This is a genomic window from Dyadobacter sp. CY312, from assembly GCF_021390535.1.
Taxonomy (GTDB): Bacteria; Bacteroidota; Bacteroidia; order Cytophagales; family Spirosomataceae; genus Dyadobacter.
On sequence record NZ_JAJUXG010000019.1, the window covers coordinates 145,169 to 167,315 of the forward strand.

Sequence of the window (22,147 nt, forward strand, 5' to 3'; positions counted from 1 at the left end):
TTGCAAAAAGTCTGAAATCGTTCCTTTGGAAGGTCGATTTGTAAGAGTAAACTGTAAGTGAGGTGTATCAGTTCATCCGAAGAACTACATAAAACAGGGCCTGATCTTCTTTCGAAATCAGGCCCTGTTTCGGAGTGCAGTATTATTAATAACTCAGGATTGTAAATTCTGTCCTCCTGTTTCGCTGGTGCTCTTCTTCGGTTTTGGCATTAGGGACGATGAGTTCTCTTTCACCGTAACCCTTCGCGGTCATCCGGTCGGCATCAATTCCTTTCGAAACCAGGTAGTCTACCGCAGATTCGGCCCTGTTTTGAGAAAGGGTCATGTTGTATGCATCCGTAGCACGGGCATCCGTGTGTGAGCTGAGCTCAATATTCACGGTAGGGTTATCTTTAAGTATCTGTACCAGTTTGTCCAATTCAATGGCGGCATCCGGTCGGATGTTATATTTGTTCAAATCGTAATAGATATTTTCAAGAACAAAGGTTTTGTTCAATTCCAGTTTATCCAGTTTAAGCGTAACCTGATAAGTTGTGTCTGTCAGAACCTTGTTCAGGAAAATAGGAGGAATTGTTTTACCATCCATTGTGAAAGGCTCTCTTCTGCTGATGTATCCTTTTCTGGTTACATAAAGCACATAAGATTTTCCCTCTTGAACAGCTTGCTTTCCAAACATACCGTCTTTGCCCGAAGTATATTCGGCGATGGGTGTATCAGATGTATCGGGCAAGATCCGCACCAATGCTGAATCTAATGCTATCGGAGATTCGGTGCTGTTTTCAATCACATTACCTGCCAGGAAGTAGCGTACCGTTTTTAATTTACCCTCAATGTAATTTGGGTTTTTAGGATTGAGCGGATCATTCGGATCATCTCTTTTTACAATCGTAGTTGTATCTTCTTCTTCCGGTCCATAGAAGTAGTAGATGTCGTCGTCACCTTTGCCACCATCTCTGTTTGAGGAGAAAAATCCTTTATTCAGATCTTTGTAAAAAACGAGGCCGAAGTCATCCTGTGGACTATTGAAAGGCAATCCCATGTTTTCAATCGTGATCAGACCCTGCGTACGTGTGGCTGAAAAAAGATCCAGTTTTCCAAGACCCGGGTGTCCATCCGATGCAAAATAGAGTTTTCCGCCTTCTGCAACATATGGGAACATATCGTCACCCGCCGTATTGATGTCCTTGCCCATGTTAACCGGCTTGCTAAAACGACCAGATGCATCCATGTTGGTGCGGTACAGGTCAATTCCGCCAACACCACCGGCACGGTTCGATGCAAAATAAAGCGTTTTGCCATCTCTCGAAAACGCCGGAGATCCATCCCACGCAAGAGAGTCGTTGATGGGTAGGATTGCCGGAGCAGTCCATTGTCCGTTCACGTTGCGGCTCAGATAAAGGTCTACATCTGCTGCACTTTTTTTCTTGCCTGTATTACCACGGGCAAATACCAGCGTTTTGCCATCAGGAGAGAATGCGGGAGAACCTTCATTGGCATCGGGTGCGAAAATTTCCTGGCTAAACAAAACCGGAGTGCCCTGTGTAGAGCCTGCGTCCTGAGCAATATTCACTTTGTACAAGCCGAGCATCGGCTGTCCATTGTTTTTGTATACAATTTCTTTTCTGGAAGATGAAAAAACAAGTTCGTTGCCCAGGATTGCCGGAGAGAACTCGGCACTTGCTGTGTTCAAGGGGATTTCTTTGAGTTGCACTTCCATTTTCTGCGTGCGCAATCTGTCAGCGATTTTAAGAATCTCTACTTCTCTTAATGCTCTTTCCTGAAGATTTTTAGGGCTGCCTGGTGCCTTGGCAAAAAGTGCGAATTGATTGGAAGCTTCTTCGTACTGTCCTGCTGTTTTCAGCGCATAGGCATACTGGAACTGGGCCTCTGGATTGGTTAAACCTTCATCCAGCGCTTTTTTATAATACGGGATAGCTTCTTTGAAACGATTGGATAGTCTGTATGATTCCGCGATCAGAAAGCTGGTTTGAGTGGGTTCGTAGTTTTCAGCGGCTGCTTTTTGAAATCCTTTAATGGCGAGATCGTACTCTCCGTTGCTGAATTTTTTGTACCCGTCCTTGTACGCCTGCATGGCAGAATTACAACTTGAGAGAAACAGGGCAATGGCCAGAAAGCTAATAAGGAGGGTAAAATGATACCGCAAAATTTTCATAATTTAATGTATAAAATCAAACGATCCGACTCGCACTTTGGGTTTTTGAAAGACAATACTAATAAACAACGTTTTGAAATAAAATTCCGGGTGTAACCGGGATATATTTTTAATCAAAAATTAAAAAAAACTTCCCAACCTCTTACCAACTCCTGACTTCTTGGGTGTAACAATCTCTGATTACGAATCGCCGGATTGGATAACAGCTCTTTGGGAGCATGACGATACAGGCACGTTGTTCGTCGAATGTATAGATTTTTTTAGTTTTAATTGCGTTGTGACTGCTTAAAAATCAGTCCTGGCTCCAAAAAAAACTGACAACCTTTTGGAAATCAATGCGAATGTTTTACTTTTGCAGTCCGATTTTTCGGGAAAACTGTTTTCAAAACAATAGACTGGTGCATTAACCAGATCAAAATCAATTTGTTAAATGCCAACTATTTCACAATTAGTCCGTAAAGGTAGAGAGACCATTACATGGAAATCAAAGTCACCGGCTTTGGATTCCTGCCCTCAGCGTAGGGGGGTGTGTACACGTGTGTACACCACAACGCCTAAAAAACCGAACTCTGCACTTCGTAAAGTAGCGCGTGTTCGTCTTTCAAATAACAAGGAGGTAAATGCTTACATCCCTGGTGAAGGACACAACTTGCAAGAGCACTCGATCGTATTGATTCGTGGTGGTCGTGTGAAAGACTTACCTGGTGTTCGTTACCACATTATTCGTGGTGCATTGGATACTGCAGGAGTTAACGGACGTAAACAACGTCGTTCGAAATATGGTGCTAAACGCCCTAAGCCAGGACAAGCGCCAGCAGCACCAACAAAAGGTAAGAAAAAATAAAAAGTAACTCTCTCTGCTTTTATTAAAGAATACTCTGATAAAAGGGAAGTAATTCCGGAGCAGATCCGGGGTGAATAAGTTGCAAAACGAAACCTCGTTAAACATTAAGTACTACAATGAGAAAGTCCAAACCAAAGAAAAGATATATCCTGCCTGATCCTAAGTTCAGGGATGTACAGGTTACTAAATTTGTTAACAACCTGATGCTTCAAGGCAAGAAAAGCATCGCTTTCACAATTTTCTACGATGCTCTTGAGCTAGTTGAGAAAAAAACCAGCGAAAGTGGTCTTGAAACATGGAAAAAAGCATTGAACAATGTAACTCCATCTGTTGAAGTAAAAAGCCGTCGTGTAGGTGGTGCAACTTTCCAGGTTCCAACTGAAGTACGTCCGGAACGTAAGCAGTCATTGGGAATGAAATGGTTGATCAACTATTCACGTAAGCGTGGTGAAAAAACAATGGTAGACCGCCTTGCAGGTGAAATTATCGCTGCTGCAAAAGGTGAAGGTGCTGCTGTTAAAAAGAAAGACGATACCCACCGTATGGCGGATGCGAACAAAGCATTCTCGCACTTCAGGTTCTAGGAAAAGCGTTTTCTTTGAATATATTGATCCGGTTATTGCATGTATTTGCAGTAACCGGATTTTTTGTTTTTGACCTGTTGACTTAGCTATATATTTTTTAACACAGAGGGTAAAATTCAGGGCATATAAATTTTTTCAAAAAATAATCTCCGCTTCATTGCTTTTATAATCAACAATTTATACTTTTGCGCTCTGAATTTTTAAAATGGTGCAATAGTATGCCTACTTTAAAGTTCCGAATTGCTTCAGGTTTAGCATTGCACATCGAATAAATAAACACATCACCATTTGTCATGGCACGTGATCTAAGATTAACAAGAAACATTGGAATTGCTGCTCACATTGATGCAGGTAAAACGACTACAACTGAGCGTATTCTTTATTACGCAGGGGTTAGCCATAAAATTGGAGAAGTACATGATGGTGCTGCTACAATGGACTGGATGGAGCAGGAGCAGGAGCGTGGTATTACTATCACTTCGGCGGCTACAACAGTTAACTGGGACTACCGCAATGAAAAATATCACATCAACATCATCGATACTCCGGGACACGTTGACTTCACAGTAGAAGTAAACCGTTCTCTTCGTGTATTGGATGGTTTGGTTTTCCTTTTTAGTGCAGTTGATGGTGTTGAGCCTCAGTCTGAAACGAACTGGCGTTTGGCTAATAACTACAACGTAGCACGTATCGGATTCGTAAATAAAATGGACCGTTCTGGTGCAGACTTCCTTAAAGTTTGTGCACAGGTTAAAGAAATGCTGGGAAGCTACGCAGTTCCTCTTCAGTTGCCAATCGGTGCAGAAGATACTTTCCGTGGTGTAGTTGACCTTGTTAACTTCCGTGGTATTGAGTGGAATGAGGCTGATAAAGGTATGACTTTTACAGAGGTTCCTATTCCTGACGATATGCTTGAAGAAGCAACTGAATGGAGAGAAAAATTGCTTGAAGCTGTTGCCGAATTCGACGACACTTTGATGGAGAAATATTTTGAAGATCCTACTTCAATCTCAGAAGACGAAATTCTTGCAGCTTTGCGCGCAGCAACGATCAGCATGAAAATCGTTCCTATGGTTTGTGGTTCTTCATTTAAAAATAAAGGTGTTCAAACGATGCTTGATTACGTGATGGCTATTTTGCCTTCACCACAAGATCGTGAAAGCATCATTGGTACTGATCCACGTACTGGCGAAGAAATTTCACGTCAGCCTACTGATACAGATCCTTTCTGTGCCTTGGCATTTAAAATTGCAACTGACCCTTACGTAGGACGCCTTTGCTTTATACGTTCTTACTCAGGTCATTTGGATTCAGGTTCTTATGTATTGAACAACCGTTCAGGTAATAAGGAACGTATCTCTCGTATCTTCCAAATGCATGCTAACAAGCAGAATCAGATCGACAGACTTGAAGCTGGTGATATTGGTGCTGTGGTTGGTTTCAAAGATATCAAAACAGGAGATACACTTTCTGAGGAAAAATTCCCGATCGTTTTGGAATCAATGGTATTCCCTGAGCCTGTAATTGGTTACGCTATCGAGCCTAAGAAAGCTGCGGATAGTGATAACTTCTCTAAGGCAATCACGAAATTGATCGAAGAAGATCCTACGTTGCAGGTTGAAAGTAACGAAGAAACTGGTCAGACGATCATCAAAGGAATGGGTGAACTTCACCTTGAAATTATCATCGACCGTATGCGTCGTGAATTCAAAGTGGAAGTAAACCAGGGTGCTCCTCAGGTTGCTTACAAAGAGATTCTTACCAAGAATTTCGAACACCGTGAAGTTTACAAGAAACAAACTGGTGGTCGTGGTAAGTTCGCCGATATCGTATTCGAAATCGGACCACGTGATGATAACGAAGAAGGCAAAGAACCAAAAACAGGTTTGCAGTTTGTGAATCAGATCGTAGGTGGTACTATTCCTCGTGAATTTATCGCACCGATCCAGAAAGGTTTTGAAGCTTCTATGGCTAATGGTGCTCTTGCGGGATATCCATTGGATTCTATGAAAGTGCGTATATTCCACGGTTCATTCCACGATGTCGATTCAGATGCACTTTCTTTCGAACTTGCAGCGAAAATCGGTTTCAAAGAAGCAGCGCGTCATGCAGGTTCTAAGTTGATGGAACCAGTTATGCACGTAGAAGTTCTTACTCCTGACGAATACACAGGACCTATCACTGGTGACCTTAACCGTCGTCGTGGTTTGATGAGAGGTATGGATACACGTAATGGTGCACAAGTTATCAAATGTGATGTTCCTCTTTCTGAGTTGTTCGGTTATGTTACAGACCTTCGTACAATGTCCTCTGGACGTGCTACTGCTTCTCTTACGTTTGCTTACTACGAGGTTGTTCCTAACAACATTGCAGAGCAGGTGATTGAAAAAGCAAAAGGATTAGTTAAAGCATAATGGGATGGTGTGTGTTATTTACTTAACACACACTGTTTTTTTATATAGCATTAAGCGGTTGAAGTAAATGGTTCTTTCAGCTGTGGATTGTCGGAATACGTTTCGTTCAAGTAATTTCAGAACCGGAAATAAAAACAAATCATGAATCAAAAAATTCGTATCAAACTTCGGTCATTCGACCACAACTTGGTTGATAAGTCGGCTGAGAAGATTGTAAAAGCGGTAAAGGCAACAGGAGCAGTAGTAAGTGGCCCTATTCCATTGCCAACAAAAACTGAGAAATTCACTGTTTTGCGTTCTCCACACGTTAACAAGAAATCACGTGAGCAGTTCCAGCTTTGTACTTACAAACGTTTGGTAGATATTTTCTCTACAAGTGCAAAAACAGTTGATGCACTTATGAAGCTTGAATTGCCAAGCGGAGTTGACGTAGAGATCAAAGTATAGTGATTGAGACCTGTTTAAGCCAGGTCAAAGACATAAGTTGGATGAAGGTCCGGAATTCTGGAAACCACATCTGAGCTCGAAAAATCAGACAATCCTTGTCGTTTATTGTCAAGGACAAAGTTCTGAAAGAAACGAAGGTCAGATGTGTAAAAACATCTGACCTTTTTTGCTGATTATCAGCGAGAAATAAATAAGAACTGCTTGGATTGAAAAATTAAATTTTCTACCTTTGCAGTCCGTTTTAAAGATTAAGGGGTTTTACCTGCTAATTTAAATTAATTTACATGTCTGGTTTAATAGGTAAAAAAATCGGAATGACTAGTTTGTACAACGCTGACGGGCAGGCTCTGGCGTGTACGGTTATCCAAGCTGGTCCTTGTGTTGTTACACAAGTTAGGTCCGAAGAGAAGGATGGCTATAAAGCTATCCAGTTAGGTTTTGGCGAGAAGAAAGAAAAGAACTCGTCTCAGCCATTGATTGGCCACTTCAAAAAAGCCAACACAACACCAAAACAAAAGGTTGTTGAGTTTAAGGAATTTGACGTGGAACACGAACTTGGTACTTCACTATCAGTACTAGATGTATTTGAGGAAGGTGAATTCATTGATGTTGTTGGCAATGCCAAAGGACGCGGATTTCAAGGTGTTGTAAAACGCCACGGATTTGCTGGGGTTGGTGGTCAAACTCACGGTCAGCATAACCGTGCACGTCACCCGGGTTCGATTGGTGCCTGTTCATTCCCATCGCGCGTATTTAAAGGCATTCGTATGGGTGGACGCATGGGTAACAATCGTGTAAAGATTCAGAATTTGCGTATTCTGAAAGTGATCCCTGAGCAAAATCTTATTGTAGTAAGTGGCTCGGTACCTGGTTCAAAGAATTCATTTCTAATCCTAGAGAAATAGCACCGATGGAACTGTCCGTATTAAATATAAAAGGAGAAGATACCGGCAAGAAGGTAAACATGTCAGAAGATATTTTTGGCATCGAACCTAATACGCACGCGATCTATCTCGACGTTAAGCTTTACCTGGCCAATCAGCGCCAAGGAACGCACAAGTCAAAAGAACGTGCAGAAATTAATCATTCTACACGTAAGATTAAAAAACAAAAGGGTACTGGTGGTGCTCGTGCAGGTAGTATCAAATCTCCTGTATTCGTAGGTGGTGGACGTATTTTTGGTCCAAGACCACGTGACTACGGTTTTAAAATCAACAGAAAAGTTAAAGCATTGGCTCGTAAGTCAGCTTTCTCTGTCAAAGCAAAAGCAGATTCAATTTCAGTTCTTGAAGCATTTTCATTTGATGCACCTAAGACAAAATCGTATCTGAATGTTTTAAACTCACTTGCATTAGTGAACACAAAAACATTATTAATTCTTCCATCAATTGACAGCAATTTATATCTGTCAAGCCGTAACATTCCTAAGGCGAAAGTTACAACGGTGGATGCGGTCAATACCTATGACCTGATGAATGCAGACCGTCTTTTAATAAGTGAATCTGCTCTGTCTATTTTGGAAACCCAATTGAACAAATAATCATGAGTGTACTGAAACGTCCGATTATAACCGAAAAGGTAACGGCTCAGGGTGGTCAAGGAAAATATGCCTTTGAAGTATCCCTTACTTCAAACAAAGTTGAGATCAAAAAGGCTATTGAAAAACTGTTTGGGGTTACCGTAGAAAGCGTTCACACAATGCGTAGCATTGGTAAAAGCAAGTCCCGCACATCGGGAGGTAAATTTGTAAGTGGAAAAACGTCAACTATCAAGAAAGCTATCGTAACGGTAGCAGAAGGCGAGATCATCGATATTTACGGTGAAGCATAAGAATAGTTGAACGACTTAAATCTTTGACGAGTTAATAGCAATGGCAGTTAAAAAATTAAAACCAACAAGTGCTGGTCAACGTTTTCGCTCAGCTCCTACTTTTGAGGAGATAACCGCAGCGAAACCGGAAAAGAGTCTCTTAGAAACCGTCAAAAGAACTGGCGGTCGTAATAGCTCAGGACGCCGTACCATGCGACATATAGGTGGTGGTCACAAGCGGAAATACCGTGTGATTGATTTCAAAAGAAATCGTTTCGACGCACCAGCCACAGTTCTTACAATTGAATACGATCCAAACCGCTCTGCACGTATCGCTCTGGTACAATATGCAGATGACGAAAAAAGATACGTAATCGCACCGAACGGACTTAAAGTAGGACAGGTTATCGTCTCTGGTAGTTCAGTAGCACCGGAAGTAGGTAATGCACTTCCATTAGGTTCTATGCCAATCGGTACAATCGTTCACAATGTTGAACTTACTCCTGGTAAAGGTGGACAGTTTGCACGTAGTGCAGGAGCTTACGCTCAATTAGTAGCACGTGAAGGGAAATACGCAGTATTGAAAATGCCATCTGGTGAAATGCGTATGATACTTTCTACTTGTATCGCAACGGTTGGAACAGTTTCCAATTCAAGTCACATGAATGTGAGTATTGGTAAAGCAGGCCGTAAACGTTGGTTAGGTCGTCGTCCCCGCGTTCGTGGTGTGGCAATGAACCCAGTCGATCACCCAATGGGTGGTGGTGAAGGCCGCTCGTCCGGTGGACAGCCTCGGTCAAGAAACGGACAGTTCTCTAAGGGACTTAAGACTCGTGATCGTAACAAGCATTCTGAGAAATTGATTATCAGCCGTCGTAAAAAATAATAGAATAACATGGCACGCTCATTAAAAAAAGGACCATATATCGACTTTCGTCTTGAGAACAAAGTGACTGTGATGAACAGCGCTGCTCGCAAGTCAGTTATCAAAACCTGGTCTCGACGCTCAATGATTTCGCCTGATTTTATCGGGCACACATTTGCGGTTCATAACGGAAACAAATTTATTCCTGTTTATGTAACTGAGAACATGGTAGGTCACAAACTGGGAGAATTTTCGCCAACGCGTAACTTCCGTGGTCACACTGCAAAAAAAGATAAAGGTAGAAAATAATTAGTCGACGATAGCTGGTTTTGCCCTGAGTAAAACGAGCCTATATCTGAAAGAACATGGAAGCAAGAGCTATATTAAGAAATGTGCCTACTTCTCCTCGCAAGATGAGATTAGTAGCCGACATGATTCGCGGACAAAAGGTCAGCAAAGCGTTGGCGCTTTTAAAGTTTCAACCACAAGCAGCTTCACCTGTTTTGCATAAAGTTTTACTTTCTGCAGTAGCCAACTGGCAACAACTGAATGAAGATGCAAAGCTGGAAGACGCTGATCTTATTGTAAAAACCGTATTTATCGACGGTGGACGTATGTTGAAGCGTTTGCGACCTGCACCGCAAGGGAGAGCACACAGAATTCGTAAGCGTTCGAATCACATCACAATCGTGATAGACGACGCAGCGGCTTCTACCGCAAGCGCAGATAAACAAGCAGTAATCACCGAATCATAAGTAAAACGATCTATATCGAATGGGACAAAAGGTTAATCCTATAGGTCTGAGACTGGGAATTGTTAGAGGATGGGAGTCGAGTTGGTACGGAGGAAAGGACTTTTCTGACAAACTTGTTGAAGACGAAAAAATTCGTAACTACATCAAAGCACGTATCCCTAAGGGATCGATCTCAAAAGTAGTTATTGAGCGCACTCTTAAACGTATCACCCTTACTATACACACGGCTCGTCCGGGTATTGTAATCGGTAAAGGTGGTAGCGAGGTTGATAAAATCAAAGAAGAGCTTAAGAAGATTACAGGTAAAGATGTTCAGATTAACATCTACGAAATCAAAAGACCTGAAATCGATGCTAAATTGGTAGGCGAGGCAATCGCTCAACAATTGCAGGCACGTATCTCTTACCGTCGTGCAATGAAGCAGTCAATCGCTTCTGCAATGCGTGTAGGAACGCAAGGAATCAAAATTCGTTTGGCTGGTCGTTTAGGCGGTGCTGAGATGGCTCGTACGGAAGAGTACAAAGAGGGACGTATTCCTCTTCATACTTTGAGAGCGGATATTGATTACGCAATCTCTGAGGCACAAACGATCTATGGAAAAATAGGTATTAAAGTTTGGATCTTCAAAGGTGAACTTTATGGCAAGCGTGATTTGACTCCAAGTGCTGCAACAGCTGCATCGGACAGAGCGGATAGAAGCGCAGGTGGTAACGACCGTGGTGGTAATGACCGTGGCGGACGTGACAGAAGAGGTGCTCGTGATGGTGCTCCACGTGGCGAAGGCGGCGGCGGTAGCGAAGCAGATCGTCGCAAGAGAAACAACAACAAAAATAAGAAGAAGTAATCCGACATTTTCCGGTTTTTTAAATCGGTTCAAATAGATTAGAATCATGTTACAGCCGAAAAGAACAAAATTTCGCAAGCAACAAAAGGGAAAGGGTTCATACAACGGTCTGGCTACACGTGGACATGAAATCGCTTTCGGCTCATTCGCTATCAAGGCGCTTGAACCAGGTTGGCTGACTGCACGTCAAATTGAGGCAGCCCGTATTTCAGTAACCCGTGCTATGAAACGTGAAGGCCAGGTTTGGATTCGTGTTTTTCCAGATAAGCCTATTACCAAAAAACCTGCTGAGGTTCGTATGGGTAAAGGAAAAGGAGCTCCTGAATATTGGGTAGCACCTGTTAAGCCAGGAACAATTATCTTCGAAGCAACTGGTGTTGCACTGGATACAGCGAACGAAGCATTGCGTTTGGCTGCACAAAAGTTGCCAATCAAAACAAAGTTCGTGGTACGTCGGGATTATCAGGAATAGGACCAACCCCGAACGTATTAAGAACGCTAATTATTAAAAGCAATGACTAGTAAAGAAATTAAGGATCTGTCGCAGGATCAGCTTAAAGAGCAGATCGCCCAAGAGAGAGAGCGCTTACTACGGTTGAAATTTGCTCACGCTATTTCTCCTATCGAGAACCCTTTGCGTATTCGCGCCTCACGTAAGGAAGTAGCTAAACTCTTAACCGAGCTGTCGGCTAAAAATAACCAACAGTAAAATAGTTTAGAAATTATGGAGGCAACAGAAAGAAATTTACGTAAAGAAAGAGTAGGTAAAGTAGTGAGCAACAAAATGGAGAAATCCTGTGTGATCACTGTTGAACGTAAAGTTAAGCACGAGAAATACGGTAAGTTTATGACTAAAACTACCAAATTGATGGTGCACGACGAAACAAATCAGGTAGGTATCGGTGATACGATCCGCGTGATGGAAACCCGTCCGCTTAGCAAGAATAAGCGTTGGAGATTAGTAGAAATCCTTGAAAGAGCTAAGTAACCATGGTACAGCAAGAATCAAGACTGTCGGTAGCAGACAACAGTGGAGCGAAGGAAGTACTCGTTATCCGAGTACTTGGCGGAACTGGCAAACGCTATGCTTCAGTAGGCGATAAGATCGTCGTAACAGTAAAATCTGCTCTTTCTTCGAGCAATATGAAAAAGGGAACGGTATCAAAAGCCGTTGTAGTACGGACTAAAAAGGAAGTACGACGCAAGGATGGTACATACATTCGTTTTGAAGATAACGCTGCGGTTTTATTGAACAACAATGATGAACCACGCGGAACACGTATCTTCGGCCCGGTTGCACGGGAATTGCGCGAAAAGCAATTTATGAAGATCGTATCACTGGCACCTGAAGTGTTGTAAGAAATCAGAATTATAGTATTTCTTTGAACCGTTAAGAGAATACCTCAAATGGAAAGTAAAAATAAAAAAGCACCTGCAAAATTACACATACGTAAAGGAGACACTGTAAAGGTGATCTCTGGTAACGCAAAAGGTGAAACAGGAGTGATTAAAAAAGTGCTTGTTGAGAAATCAAGAGCTACTGTGGAAGGTGTTAACATGATTACAAAACATGTGAAACCTAACGCACAAAATCCGCAAGGAAGCATTGAGAAACTGGAAGGTACTATACACATCAGTAATCTGATGGTTGTAGATCCTAAAAGCGGGGAGCCAACCCGTACCGGTCGCAAAGCAGATGACAAAGGAAAATTGCAACGTTACAGCAAAAAGACTGGAAACCTTTTATAAGGTTTCAGTTTTGTAACAGTTGAGTTGTTATAAATAAGCAGGTGGGTCGGCAATCCACAGTAACTATTTTAGAAAATGGCACAGCCTAGATTAAAAGAAAAATACGCGAGCGAAATCGTTTCGCAACTGAGAGAGAAATTTCAGTATAAGTCAATCATGCAAGTTCCGCGTTTGACTAAAATTGTACTCAACAAGGGGATTGGTGCAGCTGTTGCTGACAAGAAACTTGTTGACGTAGGTGTTGAAGAGTTGGGTTTGATCACTGGACAGAAAGCGGTAGCTACCATTTCTAAGAAAGCGGTTTCTAACTTTAAATTACGCGAAAACATGCCGATTGGAGCAAAGGTAACCCTTCGCGGAGATCGCATGTATGAGTTCTTAGACCGTCTTACTGCTATTGCGATGCCACGTGTTCGTGATTTCAAAGGTATCAGTGATAAAGGTTTTGATGGACGTGGTAACTACACAATGGGTGTTAAGGAGCAGATCATCTTCCCTGAAATCAGTATCGAAAAGGTAAGCAAGATTACAGGTATGGATATTACGTTTGTTACTTCAAGCAATTCGGACGAAGAAAGTTACGAATTGTTGAAAGCACTCGGAATGCCTTTCACTAACGCGAACAAACAAGGATAATTCTTAAGAGTAAGATATTTACCGACAATGGCAAAAGAATCAGTAAAAGCACGGGAAAGAAAAAGACAAGCACTGGTAGCTCGTTACGCTGAAAAGCGTAAAACATTAAAAGCTGCTGAGGATTGGGTTGGTCTAGATAAATTACCACGTAACTCTTCACCTGTACGTCTGCACAATCGTTGCAAAATCACAGGAAGACCACGTGGATATATGCGGAAATTCGGAATTTCAAGAGTATTATTCCGGGATATGGCCTCAGATGGTAAAATTCCGGGTGTTACTAAATCAAGTTGGTAAGAATACTTTCAATTCTGATTTCAATTACTTAACTTTGCACTCCCGTTTGAAAGGGGTGTACAAAACCAGGCATAAAGATGTTAACGGATCCAATAGCAGATTATCTAACCAGACTCAGAAACGCCATTAAAGCGAAGCACAGAGTCGTAGAGATACCTGCGTCCAACATAAAAAAAGAAATAACCAAAGTACTTTTCGATAAAGGGTACATTCAGAGTTATAAATTCGACGAAATCGGGCCTCAGGGAACAATCAAGATAGCCTTGAAATACAATCCTGTGACAAAACAATCTGCAATTGTGAAATTGGAGAGAGTAAGTAAGCCTGGACTACGTAAATATTCAGGTTCATCAACGCTTCCGCGTGTATTGGGTGGATTAGGTACTGTAATTATCTCTACTTCTAAAGGAGTAATGACGGATAAAGAAGCTAAGACGCTGAATGTAGGTGGAGAAGTGTTATGTTTCGTGTATTAATATTTTAAAGTTATTCAGGAAATGTCACGTATAGGAAATAAAATAATTGTTTTACCAGCTAGTGTCTCTGTTTCAGTAGCAGCAGACAATGTAGTATCGGTAAAAGGCCCGAAAGGAACACTTACTCAGGCTGTTGATAGCGATATCATCGTTGAGGTGGAGGGAAATGAATTGAAAGTAAAGCGTCCAACAGAGCAAAAGCGTCACAAAGCATTACATGGTTTGTATCGTTCATTGATCAATAACATGATCATTGGTGTTGATGCCGGATATAAAAAGGAATTGGAAATTATTGGGGTAGGTTATAAAGCCACTGCTGCTAACAATGTGTTGGAACTGCAGTTGGGTTACTCTCACAATATTTTCATGGCGATCCCTGAGGAGATTAAATTAACAACGACTTCTGAGAAAGGTCAGAATCCAAAAGTTATTTTGGAAGGAATTGATAAAGAATTGATCGGTTCTGTTGCTGCTAAGATTAAGTCATTACGTAAAGTAGAGCCTTACAAAGGAAAAGGTATCCGCTTTGTTGGCGAGATCGTTCGTCGTAAAGCTGGTAAGTCTGCTTCTAAGAAGTAGTGCGTAGCCACAGAATAATGTTATAAACTGTTAGATAAGATTAAAAATGGCTACGTCAAAAGTAGATAGAAGACAACGACTTAAATACCACATTCGCAAGAAAGTGGCTGGAAGTGCAGAACGTCCGAGATTGTCGGTTTTTCGTTCGAACACCAGCATTTACGCTCAGATTATTGATGATATAAAAGGTGTTACTCTTGTGAGTGCATCTTCCGTAGACTTGGGAGGCAGAAAAGAGAATTCAAATATCGAAGTTGCTACTCAAGTTGGTAAGAAAATAGCTGAAAAGGCACAGGAAGCAGGTATTCAGGCGGTTGTATTTGACCGTAACGGGTATTTGTACCACGGTAAAGTTAAAGCATTGGCCGAAGGAGCTCGTGAGGGTGGCCTGAAATTCTAAGAATAACAAAGACTATGTCTACAAATACAAGACCTTCAAAGGTTAACGAATCGGATCTGAAAGAACGCGTAGTAGCGATTAATCGGGTAGCAAAAGTAGTAAAAGGCGGTCGCCGTTTCAGCTTTTCAGCCATTGTTGTAGTAGGTGACGGAAACGGAACTGTTGGTCACGGACTTGGTAAAGCCAATGAGGTTACTGACGCTATTGCAAAAGGAATTGATGATGCGAAAAAGAATCTTATTCAAATTCCAATGCTGAAACATACTGTTCCTCACGAAATGGAAGGTAAATTCAGCGGTGGTTTCGTATTGATCAAACCAGCTGCTCCTGGTACAGGTGTTCTTGCTGGCGGACCTATGCGTGCTGTGCTAGAAAGTGCGGGTATCAAAGACGTTTTGGCTAAGTCAAAAGGATCGTCGAACCCACACAACGTAATTAAGGCTACTATTGATGCGCTTTTAAAGATGAGAGCTCCGCATCAGGTTGCGTTCCAGCGTGGTGTTAAACTGGATAAAGTTTTTAACGGATAATCCTTTCGGGAGCATCCTCTATCTGATAGTAATCATGTCAAAAGTACGTATTACACAAGTTAAAAGTACAATCGACCGTCCGGAGAAGCAGAAGCTGACGATAAAAGCGTTAGGTCTTGGTAAACTGAACAGAACGGTTGAAAAGGAAAACAGCGAAGCTATTGCAGGAATGATCCGCAAAGTGAGCCATTTGGTTAAAGTTGAAGAAATTTAATATATACGATAGTATGAATCTTAGTTCATTAAAACCGGCTGCTGGCTCCGTTAAAGTTGGAAAGCGAGTTGGACGTGGTCAGGGATCCGGTAAAGGAGGAACTTCTGCACGTGGACATAAAGGTGCTCAATCCCGTTCAGGATATAGCCGTAAGGCTGGTTTTGAAGGGGGCCAGATGCCACTTCAAAGACGTTTACCTAAGTTCGGGTTTAACAACATTAACCGGATTGAGTACAAGGCTCTAAACCTGGATGCTATTCAGGCTTTAGCGGAAAAAACCAATGCATCTGTTATTACATTGGAATTGATTCGTGAAAATGGGCTTTGCGCTAAAAAAGATCTTGTTAAAATTCTTAATCGTGGAGCTATTTCGTCTGCGGTTGAAGTTCAAGCTCATGGGTTCTCTTCTTCGGCTATTGAGTCGATCGAAAAGGCGGGAGGAAAAGCAGTTAAGTTATAACTTTTGTTGTTCGGTTAAGCATCAACGTTTATTATCGGATAGCTATTGTAAGCCCATAACATGAAACGATTTTTTGAGACGATAAAGCATATATTTTCAATAGAGGAGTTGAGAACACGTATTCTCAACACTCTTTTGTTTATAACAATATTCCGTTTAGGGTCTTATGTAGCTTTGCCAGGTGTTGAGCCTGATCAAATGAATGTATCCACACAAGGCCTTTTAGGTTTGTTGGATACATTTTTAGGTGGAGCTTTTAGTAAAGCCTCCATTTTTGCATTAGGGATCATGCCCTACATTTCTGCATCGATTGCGATTCAGCTTTTGACAATGGCGCTGCCATACTTTCAGAAGATGCAGAAGGAAGGTGAATCTGGACGTAAGAAATTAAATCAGATTACAAGAGTTCTTACCATCATAGTTACCCTTGTTCAAGGAACGGCTTATTTGAATACTACTGTACCAGATGAAGCTTTATTAGTTCCTCGTGCGATGTTCTCTATATCTTCAGTGTTTGTCCTTACTGCCGGAACGATGTTCTGTATGTGGTTGGGTGAACGTATTACTGATAAGGGTATTGGAAATGGTATATCAATGCTGATCATGATCGGGATTGTTTCTCGTTTTCCAGGAGCTATTTACAAAGAATTCGTATCCAGAGGAAGTGGTTCGATTTTGTTGTTTGTACTTGAAGTAGTTGCGCTATACTTTGTAATCATGGGTGCCGTAATGCTTACGCAGGCTGTTAGGAGAATACCTATTCAGTATGCCAAGCAGGTTGTAGGGAACCGGGTTATGGGTGGACAGCGTCAATATCTGCCATTGAAACTTAATGCTGCTGGTGTAATGCCAATCATTTTTGCTCAGGCTTTAATGTTTATTCCTTCCTTAGGGGCATCTTACTTTGCAGAGAAAAGTGACTTCGCCAGTGATGTAGCTACCATTTTTGCTAACTACACAACATGGCAGTATAACCTGTTGTTTGCATTCCTTATCATTGTTTTCACTTTCTTCTACACAGCAATTTCTGTGAACCCACAGCAAATAGCTGATGATATGAAAAGAGGCGGTGGTTTTATACCTGGTGTTAAGCCAGGTCAGCAGACTTCGGAGTATATCAGTTCTATTTTGGACCGCATTACATTCCCGGGATCATTAATGCTTGCTCTAGTAGCTATTTTGCCAGCCTTTGCCAGCCTTTTGGGTATATCAACCGACTTTGCTCACTTCTTTGGTGGTACGTCGTTGCTTATTATGGTAGGAGTTGTTTTGGATACATTGCAGCAGGTTGAAAGTTATCTGTTGATGAGAAGATACGAAGGTTTAATGAAGTCAGGACGTGTAAAAGGTAGAACAGAAAGCGTTGCTATCTGATAATTAGGAATGATTTATCTGAAGACCGAAGAGGAAATTAACCTCATAAAAGTAAGTGCCCAGGTTTTGGGAAAAGCGCATGCCGAAGTAGCTCAATGGGTGAAACCGGGTGTTGCAACAAAAAAGCTGGATACAATTGCAGAGCAGTATATCAGAGACAATGGAGGAATACCTTCTTTCAAAGGTTTTAATAACTTTCCTGCTTCACTTTGTATCTCTGTTAATGAAGTAGTTGTACACGGTTTTCCAAGCAATTACATTTTAAAAGACGGAGATATCGTATCAATCGATTGCGGCGTTAAGCTAAACGGATTTCATAGTGATAGTGCTTATACCTATCCAATAGGAGAAGTGTCAAAAGAAGTGATGGATCTTCTTACAGCTACGAAAAGATCGCTTTATAAAGGAATAGAGCAAGCATTTGACGGGCAAAGAATGGGAGATTTAAGCTTTGCAGTTCAGAATTATGTAGAGGAGAGAGGATATACTGTTGTGAGAGAACTTGTTGGTCATGGGGTGGGAAGAGATTTACACGAAGGGCCGGAAGTACCTAACTATGGTAAGCGAGGAAAGGGGATAAGATTGAAAGAGGGCATGGTAATTGCCATTGAACCCATGATTAATTTAGGAACCAAATCGGTGATGCAGGAACGTGATGGCTGGACCATCCGCACGAGTGATCGGAAATATTCAGCGCATTTTGAACACACTGTTGTGGTAAGAAAAGGAAAAGCTGAAATTTTGACAACGTTCGATTATATAGAAAAAGTGACGGCTAATACCAGCTTAATGGTTGAAGCATAGTAATAAACGCTAAGAATGGCAAAACAAGCATCAATCGAACAAGACGGAGTAATTTTAGAGGCACTCTCTAACGCAATGTTTCGTGTGGTTTTAGAAAACAAACACGAAGTGATTGCCCACATTTCTGGGAAGATGAGAATGCACTATATTAAAATATTACCGGGTGACCGTGTTAAGTTGGAAATGTCTCCTTACGACTTATCAAAGGCAAGAATTACTTACCGGTACAAATAGTAGGAGAAGACCACCTAAATATTAACAAATAAGTAACATTCGAGATGAAAGTCAAAGCATCAGTAAAGAAACGCAGTGAAGACTGCAAGGTTATACGCCGGAAGGGGAAGATCTACGTAATTAACAAGAAGAACCCACGGTATAAACAAAGACAAGGTTAATCATATGGCACGTATTTCAGGAGTTGATATTCCCGACCGTAAAAGAGGCGAAATTTCACTAACTTACATCTTCGGAATTGGACGCAGTTCAGCGAAAAAAATTCTGAGCAAAGCAGGAGTTGACATCAATAAAAAGGTGATCGATTGGAACGATGAAGAGTCTGGTGCAGTTCGTGCGGTTATCGCAGGAGAATATAAAGTAGAAGGCGCATTAAAGTCAGAAGTTCAATTGAGCATCAAACGCCTTATGGACATTGCTTGTTATCGTGGTCTTCGTCATCGTAAAGGATTGCCATTGCGTGGACAAAGAACGAAGAATAACTCTCGTACTCGTAAGGGTAAACGCAAAACTATCGCGAACAAGAAAAAGGCTACTAAATAATTAATGGGAAATGGGTTCATACCCATAACTTATTCCAGAAGCAATGGCACAAAATAAAAGAAAAGATAAAGCTAAAAAGAGAGTTGTCGTTGTAGAAGCGGTGGGTCAGGTACACATCAAAGCTTCTTTCAACAACATCATCATCTCTATAACAAATAACAACGGACAGGTTATTTCTTGGGGATCGGCCGGTAAAATGGGTTTCCGTGGATCTAAGAAAAACACTCCGTATGCAGCACAAACCGCAGCACAAAGCGCAGCTCAGGTAGCCTTTGACTTAGGAATGCGCAAAGCAGAAGTTTTTGTGAAAGGACCGGGTTCAGGACGTGAGTCTGCTATCCGTACGATCCAAAATGCAGGAATCGAGGTAACAACGATTCGTGATATTACTCCACTTCCGCACAACGGATGTCGCCCTCCAAAGCGTCGGAGAGTATAGTACTAATTTAATGCCCATTCGTAATTTGGACACTGGGGTTACAGAATGGTTTATCTAATTTTTTGAATATTAAATAGTTTTTAATGGCACGTTACACAGGTCCCAAATCAAAGATTGCAAGACGTTATGGAGAGCCCATCATGGGTCCAAGCAAAGCGCTTGCTAAGAAAAATTACCCTCCGGGAGTACACGGAAAGGGTCGCCGCTCTAAGAAATCGGAATATGCTTTACAGTTGATGGAAAAGCAAAAAGTGAAGTTTATTTATGGTATCCTTGAAAGACAGTTCCGTAACTTGTTTGAAAAGGCATCTGTTAAAGATGGTATTACCGGAGAGAACCTTCTTAAATATTGCGAAGCTCGTCTGGACAACACCGTTTATCGTTTAGGAATTGCACCTACAAGACGTGCTGCACGTCAGTTGGTATCTCACAAACATATTCTTGTTGACGGTGAGATCGTAAACATTCCATCATATTCACTACGTCCGGGTCAGGTAGTTACAGTTCGTGAGAAGTCTAAATCTCTTGAGGCTGTTACTGATAGCTTGGCAGGTCACAGCTCCAAAGGATTCAACTGGCTTGAATGGGATGGTCAGCAATTGTCAGGTAAGTTTGTCACTTTCCCAGACCGTGAATCGATTCCTGAAAACATCAACGAGCAACTTATCGTTGAATTGTATTCTAAATAACAGTACTTCATTAATATGGGCACGCCTCGGTTTACCGGGCGTGCTTTTAGCCGGAAACGGCATTTTGCGATCGCAAAGGTAACGGTAGCGTGATCAACTATCATTTACTACTATAAAAGGAGCAAGGACTATGTCAATATTAGCTTTCCAAATGCCTGATAAGGTCGTCATGGAAAAAGCAGACGACTTCCACGGGTTGTTTGAGTTTAAGCCTTTAGAGAAAGGGTACGGCGTAACAATTGGTAATGCGTTACGTAGAATACTCCTTTCCTCTTTGGAAGGTTACGCCATCACGAGTGTGAAGCTACCAGGTGTACTTCACGAGTTTTCTTCTATCGAAGGTATCGTTGAGGATGTTACAGAAATCATCCTGAACCTGAAAATGGTTCGTTTTAAAAAAGTTACGGATTTAAACGAAAGCAGAATCGTTGTAAACCTGAAAAATGTATCGGTTATTACAGCCGGAGACATTGGCAAGTTTACAAGCGCTTTTGAGGTTTTAAATCCGGATCAGGTAATTTGCCATATTGACGATCAGAAAGAGTTCGAAATGGAACTTCTTTTGGATAAAGGCAGAGGATACGTTCCTGCTGATGAACCAAGAGCAAACGAGTTGCCTTTTGGATACATTGCAGTGGATTCAATCTACACGCCGATTAAAAACGTTAAATATAGCGTTGAAAATACAAGGGTTGAGCAGCGTACGGATTACGAGCGTCTGTTGATCGATATTCAAACTGACGGGTCTATTCACCCTGAGGACGCATTGAAAGGTGCAGCTAATATTTTGATTCAACACTTCATGCTGTTCTCTGATCAAACGATGACGTTTGAGAAGCAGAAAGCGGAAGAAGACAATCAGGTTGATGAGGAAATGTTACGTATGAGAAAACTTCTCAAAACGTCACTATCTGAACTTGATCTTTCAGTTCGTGCTTATAACTGTCTTAAATCAGCGGATGTTAAATCGTTGGGTGATTTGGTAAGACTTGAAATTTCGGATATGATGAAATTCCGTAATTTTGGTAAAAAGTCTCTTACTGAGTTGGAGCAGCTTGTAGCTGATAAACAACTCACATTTGGAATGGATGTTGCCAAATATCGTTTGGACGAAGAATAATTTAAGTATTCCATAATAAGTATGTATTCTGTAGCGCGTGTGACGCAGCTCGAAGCAACTAAACAAAACAATAATGAGACACGGAAAGAAAGATAATCACTTAGGAAGAACAGCATCTCACCGCAAGGCAATGTTGTCAAACATGGCTTCTTCTCTGATTATTCACAAAAGAATCGAAACGACTTTGGCAAAAGCAAAAGAACTCAGAAAATATGTTGAGCCTCTTCTGACCCGCGCTAAGGATGATTCAACCCACAACAGACGTATCGTTTTTTCTTATCTTAATGACAAAGAATCTACGAAAGAGCTTTTCGGAGCAGTTTCCGACAAGATCGCAGATCGTCCGGGTGGATATACTCGTATCATTAAATTAGGAACAAGACTTGGTGATGCTGCTGAAGTAGCACTTATCGAACTTGTAGACTTCAATGATGCATTGCTTCTTGCTAACGCAGACAAACCGGCGAAAACTCGTCGTAGCCGTCGTGGTGGTAAAGGAGCTTCTGATGCCGCAGCACCGGTTAAAGCGAAAGCTGAAACTACTGCCGTTGTTGCAGAAGGAGATGATCTTAAAGTGATCGAAGGTATTGGACCTAAAATTGCTGATCTTTTGATTGATGGTGGAATTTCTACTTTCGCTCAATTGGCAGCTTCTACTCCGGAAGCTATTCAGGAAATTCTTGAAGCAGCAGGACCTCAGTACAACATTCACAGCCCTGCTACATGGCCAGCACAAGCTCAATTGGCTGCTGACGGTAAGTGGGATGAGTTGAAAACATTACAGGACGACCTTTTAGGCGGACGCGAAAGTGCTGAATAATATGTTAACAATGTATTGATAATATTAAAAGGGGTTAAACGTTTTCGT

The 22,147-nt window shown here is 41.6% G+C and carries 34 protein-coding genes; 33 read left to right on the forward strand and 1 reads right to left on the reverse strand.

Features of this window, described 5'->3' with window-relative positions; translation table 11 throughout:
• Nucleotides 1-145: 145 nt before the first annotated feature.
• The gene (locus LZG71_RS24905) at nucleotides 146-2,092 is read right to left on the reverse strand and encodes an OmpA family protein (RefSeq protein WP_233825192.1); all 1,947 of its coding nucleotides are present in this window, start codon (nucleotides 2,090-2,092) and stop codon (nucleotides 146-148) included.
• A 511-nt stretch (nucleotides 2,093-2,603) separates the two neighbouring features.
• Here LZG71_RS24905 and rpsL point away from each other — a divergent pair.
• The 33 genes from rpsL to rplQ all read left to right on the forward strand — a co-directional run bounded on the left by rpsL (nucleotide 2,604) and on the right by rplQ (nucleotide 22,099).
• The gene (gene rpsL, locus LZG71_RS24910; protein WP_015813784.1) at nucleotides 2,604-3,017 is read left to right on the forward strand and encodes a 30S ribosomal protein S12; all 414 of its coding nucleotides are present in this window, start codon (nucleotides 2,604-2,606) and stop codon (nucleotides 3,015-3,017) included.
• 116 nt (nucleotides 3,018-3,133) lie between these two features.
• On the forward strand, nucleotides 3,134-3,601 hold the full coding sequence (gene rpsG, locus LZG71_RS24915; RefSeq protein WP_233825074.1) for a 30S ribosomal protein S7: 468 nt from the start codon (nucleotides 3,134-3,136) through the stop codon (nucleotides 3,599-3,601).
• A gap of 293 nt (nucleotides 3,602-3,894) precedes the next feature.
• Entirely contained in the window at nucleotides 3,895-6,015 is a 2,121-nt protein-coding gene (fusA, locus tag LZG71_RS24920; protein WP_233825076.1) for an elongation factor G, read from the forward strand.
• 141 nt (nucleotides 6,016-6,156) lie between these two features.
• Entirely contained in the window at nucleotides 6,157-6,462 is a 306-nt protein-coding gene (gene rpsJ, locus LZG71_RS24925) for a 30S ribosomal protein S10 (RefSeq protein ID WP_015813787.1), read from the forward strand.
• A gap of 284 nt (nucleotides 6,463-6,746) precedes the next feature.
• Nucleotides 6,747-7,367: a 50S ribosomal protein L3 gene (rplC, locus tag LZG71_RS24930; RefSeq protein WP_233825078.1), complete on the forward strand. Its 621-nt coding sequence runs from the start codon at nucleotides 6,747-6,749 to the stop codon at nucleotides 7,365-7,367.
• A gap of 5 nt (nucleotides 7,368-7,372) precedes the next feature.
• Nucleotides 7,373-8,002: a 50S ribosomal protein L4 gene (gene rplD, locus LZG71_RS24935; protein ID WP_233825080.1), complete on the forward strand. Its 630-nt coding sequence runs from the start codon at nucleotides 7,373-7,375 to the stop codon at nucleotides 8,000-8,002.
• 2 nt (nucleotides 8,003-8,004) lie between these two features.
• Nucleotides 8,005-8,292 carry a 50S ribosomal protein L23 gene (rplW, locus tag LZG71_RS24940; RefSeq protein ID WP_025764313.1) on the forward strand — a complete coding sequence of 96 codons (288 nt, stop codon included), beginning with the start codon at nucleotides 8,005-8,007 and terminating at the stop codon, nucleotides 8,290-8,292.
• A 40-nt stretch (nucleotides 8,293-8,332) separates the two neighbouring features.
• Nucleotides 8,333-9,157 carry a 50S ribosomal protein L2 gene (gene rplB, locus LZG71_RS24945; protein WP_233825082.1) on the forward strand — a complete coding sequence of 275 codons (825 nt, stop codon included), beginning with the start codon at nucleotides 8,333-8,335 and terminating at the stop codon, nucleotides 9,155-9,157.
• Nucleotides 9,158-9,166: 9 nt separating this feature from the next.
• A complete protein-coding gene (gene rpsS / locus LZG71_RS24950) occupies nucleotides 9,167-9,445 on the forward strand; it encodes a 30S ribosomal protein S19 (RefSeq protein ID WP_115830811.1) in 279 nt (92 codons plus the stop codon).
• Nucleotides 9,446-9,501: 56 nt separating this feature from the next.
• Complete coding sequence (rplV, locus tag LZG71_RS24955; protein ID WP_233825084.1) at nucleotides 9,502-9,891, forward strand: 50S ribosomal protein L22; 390 nt, start codon at nucleotides 9,502-9,504, stop codon at nucleotides 9,889-9,891.
• Between the two features lie 19 nt (nucleotides 9,892-9,910).
• Nucleotides 9,911-10,735: a 30S ribosomal protein S3 gene (rpsC, locus tag LZG71_RS24960; protein WP_233825086.1), complete on the forward strand. Its 825-nt coding sequence runs from the start codon at nucleotides 9,911-9,913 to the stop codon at nucleotides 10,733-10,735.
• A 46-nt stretch (nucleotides 10,736-10,781) separates the two neighbouring features.
• A complete protein-coding gene (gene rplP / locus LZG71_RS24965; RefSeq protein ID WP_138480884.1) occupies nucleotides 10,782-11,207 on the forward strand; it encodes a 50S ribosomal protein L16 in 426 nt (141 codons plus the stop codon).
• 42 nt (nucleotides 11,208-11,249) lie between these two features.
• Nucleotides 11,250-11,444 (forward strand): 50S ribosomal protein L29, encoded by a 195-nt coding sequence (gene rpmC, locus LZG71_RS24970; protein ID WP_233825088.1) that lies wholly within the window; start codon nucleotides 11,250-11,252, stop codon nucleotides 11,442-11,444.
• Between the two features lie 15 nt (nucleotides 11,445-11,459).
• Nucleotides 11,460-11,723, forward strand: coding sequence for a 30S ribosomal protein S17 (gene rpsQ, locus LZG71_RS24975; RefSeq protein WP_233825090.1), 264 nt, complete (start codon nucleotides 11,460-11,462; stop codon nucleotides 11,721-11,723).
• Between the two features lie 2 nt (nucleotides 11,724-11,725).
• A complete protein-coding gene (gene rplN / locus LZG71_RS24980) occupies nucleotides 11,726-12,094 on the forward strand; it encodes a 50S ribosomal protein L14 (RefSeq protein WP_026631237.1) in 369 nt (122 codons plus the stop codon).
• 48 nt (nucleotides 12,095-12,142) lie between these two features.
• Nucleotides 12,143-12,484, forward strand: a complete 342-nt coding sequence (gene rplX / locus LZG71_RS24985) for a 50S ribosomal protein L24 (RefSeq protein ID WP_233825092.1) — start codon at nucleotides 12,143-12,145, stop codon at nucleotides 12,482-12,484.
• Nucleotides 12,485-12,559: 75 nt separating this feature from the next.
• A complete protein-coding gene (rplE, locus tag LZG71_RS24990; RefSeq protein WP_233825094.1) occupies nucleotides 12,560-13,120 on the forward strand; it encodes a 50S ribosomal protein L5 in 561 nt (186 codons plus the stop codon).
• 27 nt (nucleotides 13,121-13,147) lie between these two features.
• On the forward strand, nucleotides 13,148-13,417 hold the full coding sequence (rpsN, locus tag LZG71_RS24995) for a 30S ribosomal protein S14 (protein WP_221390098.1): 270 nt from the start codon (nucleotides 13,148-13,150) through the stop codon (nucleotides 13,415-13,417).
• A 77-nt stretch (nucleotides 13,418-13,494) separates the two neighbouring features.
• Nucleotides 13,495-13,893 (forward strand): 30S ribosomal protein S8, encoded by a 399-nt coding sequence (gene rpsH, locus LZG71_RS25000; RefSeq protein ID WP_138480894.1) that lies wholly within the window; start codon nucleotides 13,495-13,497, stop codon nucleotides 13,891-13,893.
• A 21-nt stretch (nucleotides 13,894-13,914) separates the two neighbouring features.
• Nucleotides 13,915-14,472, forward strand: a complete 558-nt coding sequence (gene rplF, locus LZG71_RS25005; RefSeq protein WP_233825095.1) for a 50S ribosomal protein L6 — start codon at nucleotides 13,915-13,917, stop codon at nucleotides 14,470-14,472.
• A 46-nt stretch (nucleotides 14,473-14,518) separates the two neighbouring features.
• Nucleotides 14,519-14,872 (forward strand): 50S ribosomal protein L18, encoded by a 354-nt coding sequence (rplR, locus tag LZG71_RS25010; RefSeq protein WP_233825097.1) that lies wholly within the window; start codon nucleotides 14,519-14,521, stop codon nucleotides 14,870-14,872.
• A gap of 14 nt (nucleotides 14,873-14,886) precedes the next feature.
• Entirely contained in the window at nucleotides 14,887-15,402 is a 516-nt protein-coding gene (gene rpsE / locus LZG71_RS25015; RefSeq protein WP_233825099.1) for a 30S ribosomal protein S5, read from the forward strand.
• A 34-nt stretch (nucleotides 15,403-15,436) separates the two neighbouring features.
• Nucleotides 15,437-15,616 carry a 50S ribosomal protein L30 gene (gene rpmD / locus LZG71_RS25020; protein ID WP_131961029.1) on the forward strand — a complete coding sequence of 60 codons (180 nt, stop codon included), beginning with the start codon at nucleotides 15,437-15,439 and terminating at the stop codon, nucleotides 15,614-15,616.
• Nucleotides 15,617-15,629: 13 nt separating this feature from the next.
• Nucleotides 15,630-16,076 carry a 50S ribosomal protein L15 gene (gene rplO, locus LZG71_RS25025; RefSeq protein WP_233825101.1) on the forward strand — a complete coding sequence of 149 codons (447 nt, stop codon included), beginning with the start codon at nucleotides 15,630-15,632 and terminating at the stop codon, nucleotides 16,074-16,076.
• A gap of 60 nt (nucleotides 16,077-16,136) precedes the next feature.
• Nucleotides 16,137-17,450, forward strand: coding sequence for a preprotein translocase subunit SecY (secY, locus tag LZG71_RS25030; RefSeq protein WP_233825103.1), 1,314 nt, complete (start codon nucleotides 16,137-16,139; stop codon nucleotides 17,448-17,450).
• Nucleotides 17,451-17,459: 9 nt separating this feature from the next.
• Nucleotides 17,460-18,254, forward strand: a complete 795-nt coding sequence (gene map / locus LZG71_RS25035; RefSeq protein WP_233825105.1) for a type I methionyl aminopeptidase — start codon at nucleotides 17,460-17,462, stop codon at nucleotides 18,252-18,254.
• Nucleotides 18,255-18,269: 15 nt separating this feature from the next.
• Nucleotides 18,270-18,488: a translation initiation factor IF-1 gene (gene infA, locus LZG71_RS25040; RefSeq protein ID WP_015813810.1), complete on the forward strand. Its 219-nt coding sequence runs from the start codon at nucleotides 18,270-18,272 to the stop codon at nucleotides 18,486-18,488.
• A gap of 44 nt (nucleotides 18,489-18,532) precedes the next feature.
• Nucleotides 18,533-18,649, forward strand: coding sequence for a type B 50S ribosomal protein L36 (gene ykgO / locus LZG71_RS25045; RefSeq protein ID WP_115830842.1), 117 nt, complete (start codon nucleotides 18,533-18,535; stop codon nucleotides 18,647-18,649).
• Between the two features lie 4 nt (nucleotides 18,650-18,653).
• A complete protein-coding gene (gene rpsM / locus LZG71_RS25050; RefSeq protein WP_233825107.1) occupies nucleotides 18,654-19,031 on the forward strand; it encodes a 30S ribosomal protein S13 in 378 nt (125 codons plus the stop codon).
• Between the two features lie 43 nt (nucleotides 19,032-19,074).
• Nucleotides 19,075-19,470, forward strand: a complete 396-nt coding sequence (gene rpsK / locus LZG71_RS25055; protein ID WP_233825108.1) for a 30S ribosomal protein S11 — start codon at nucleotides 19,075-19,077, stop codon at nucleotides 19,468-19,470.
• Between the two features lie 83 nt (nucleotides 19,471-19,553).
• Complete coding sequence (gene rpsD, locus LZG71_RS25060) at nucleotides 19,554-20,159, forward strand: 30S ribosomal protein S4 (protein WP_233825110.1); 606 nt, start codon at nucleotides 19,554-19,556, stop codon at nucleotides 20,157-20,159.
• Between the two features lie 130 nt (nucleotides 20,160-20,289).
• The gene (locus LZG71_RS25065) at nucleotides 20,290-21,279 is read left to right on the forward strand and encodes a DNA-directed RNA polymerase subunit alpha (protein ID WP_233825112.1); all 990 of its coding nucleotides are present in this window, start codon (nucleotides 20,290-20,292) and stop codon (nucleotides 21,277-21,279) included.
• A 73-nt stretch (nucleotides 21,280-21,352) separates the two neighbouring features.
• Nucleotides 21,353-22,099, forward strand: a complete 747-nt coding sequence (gene rplQ, locus LZG71_RS25070) for a 50S ribosomal protein L17 (protein ID WP_233825114.1) — start codon at nucleotides 21,353-21,355, stop codon at nucleotides 22,097-22,099.
• The last annotated feature ends 48 nt before the right edge of the window (nucleotides 22,100-22,147 follow it).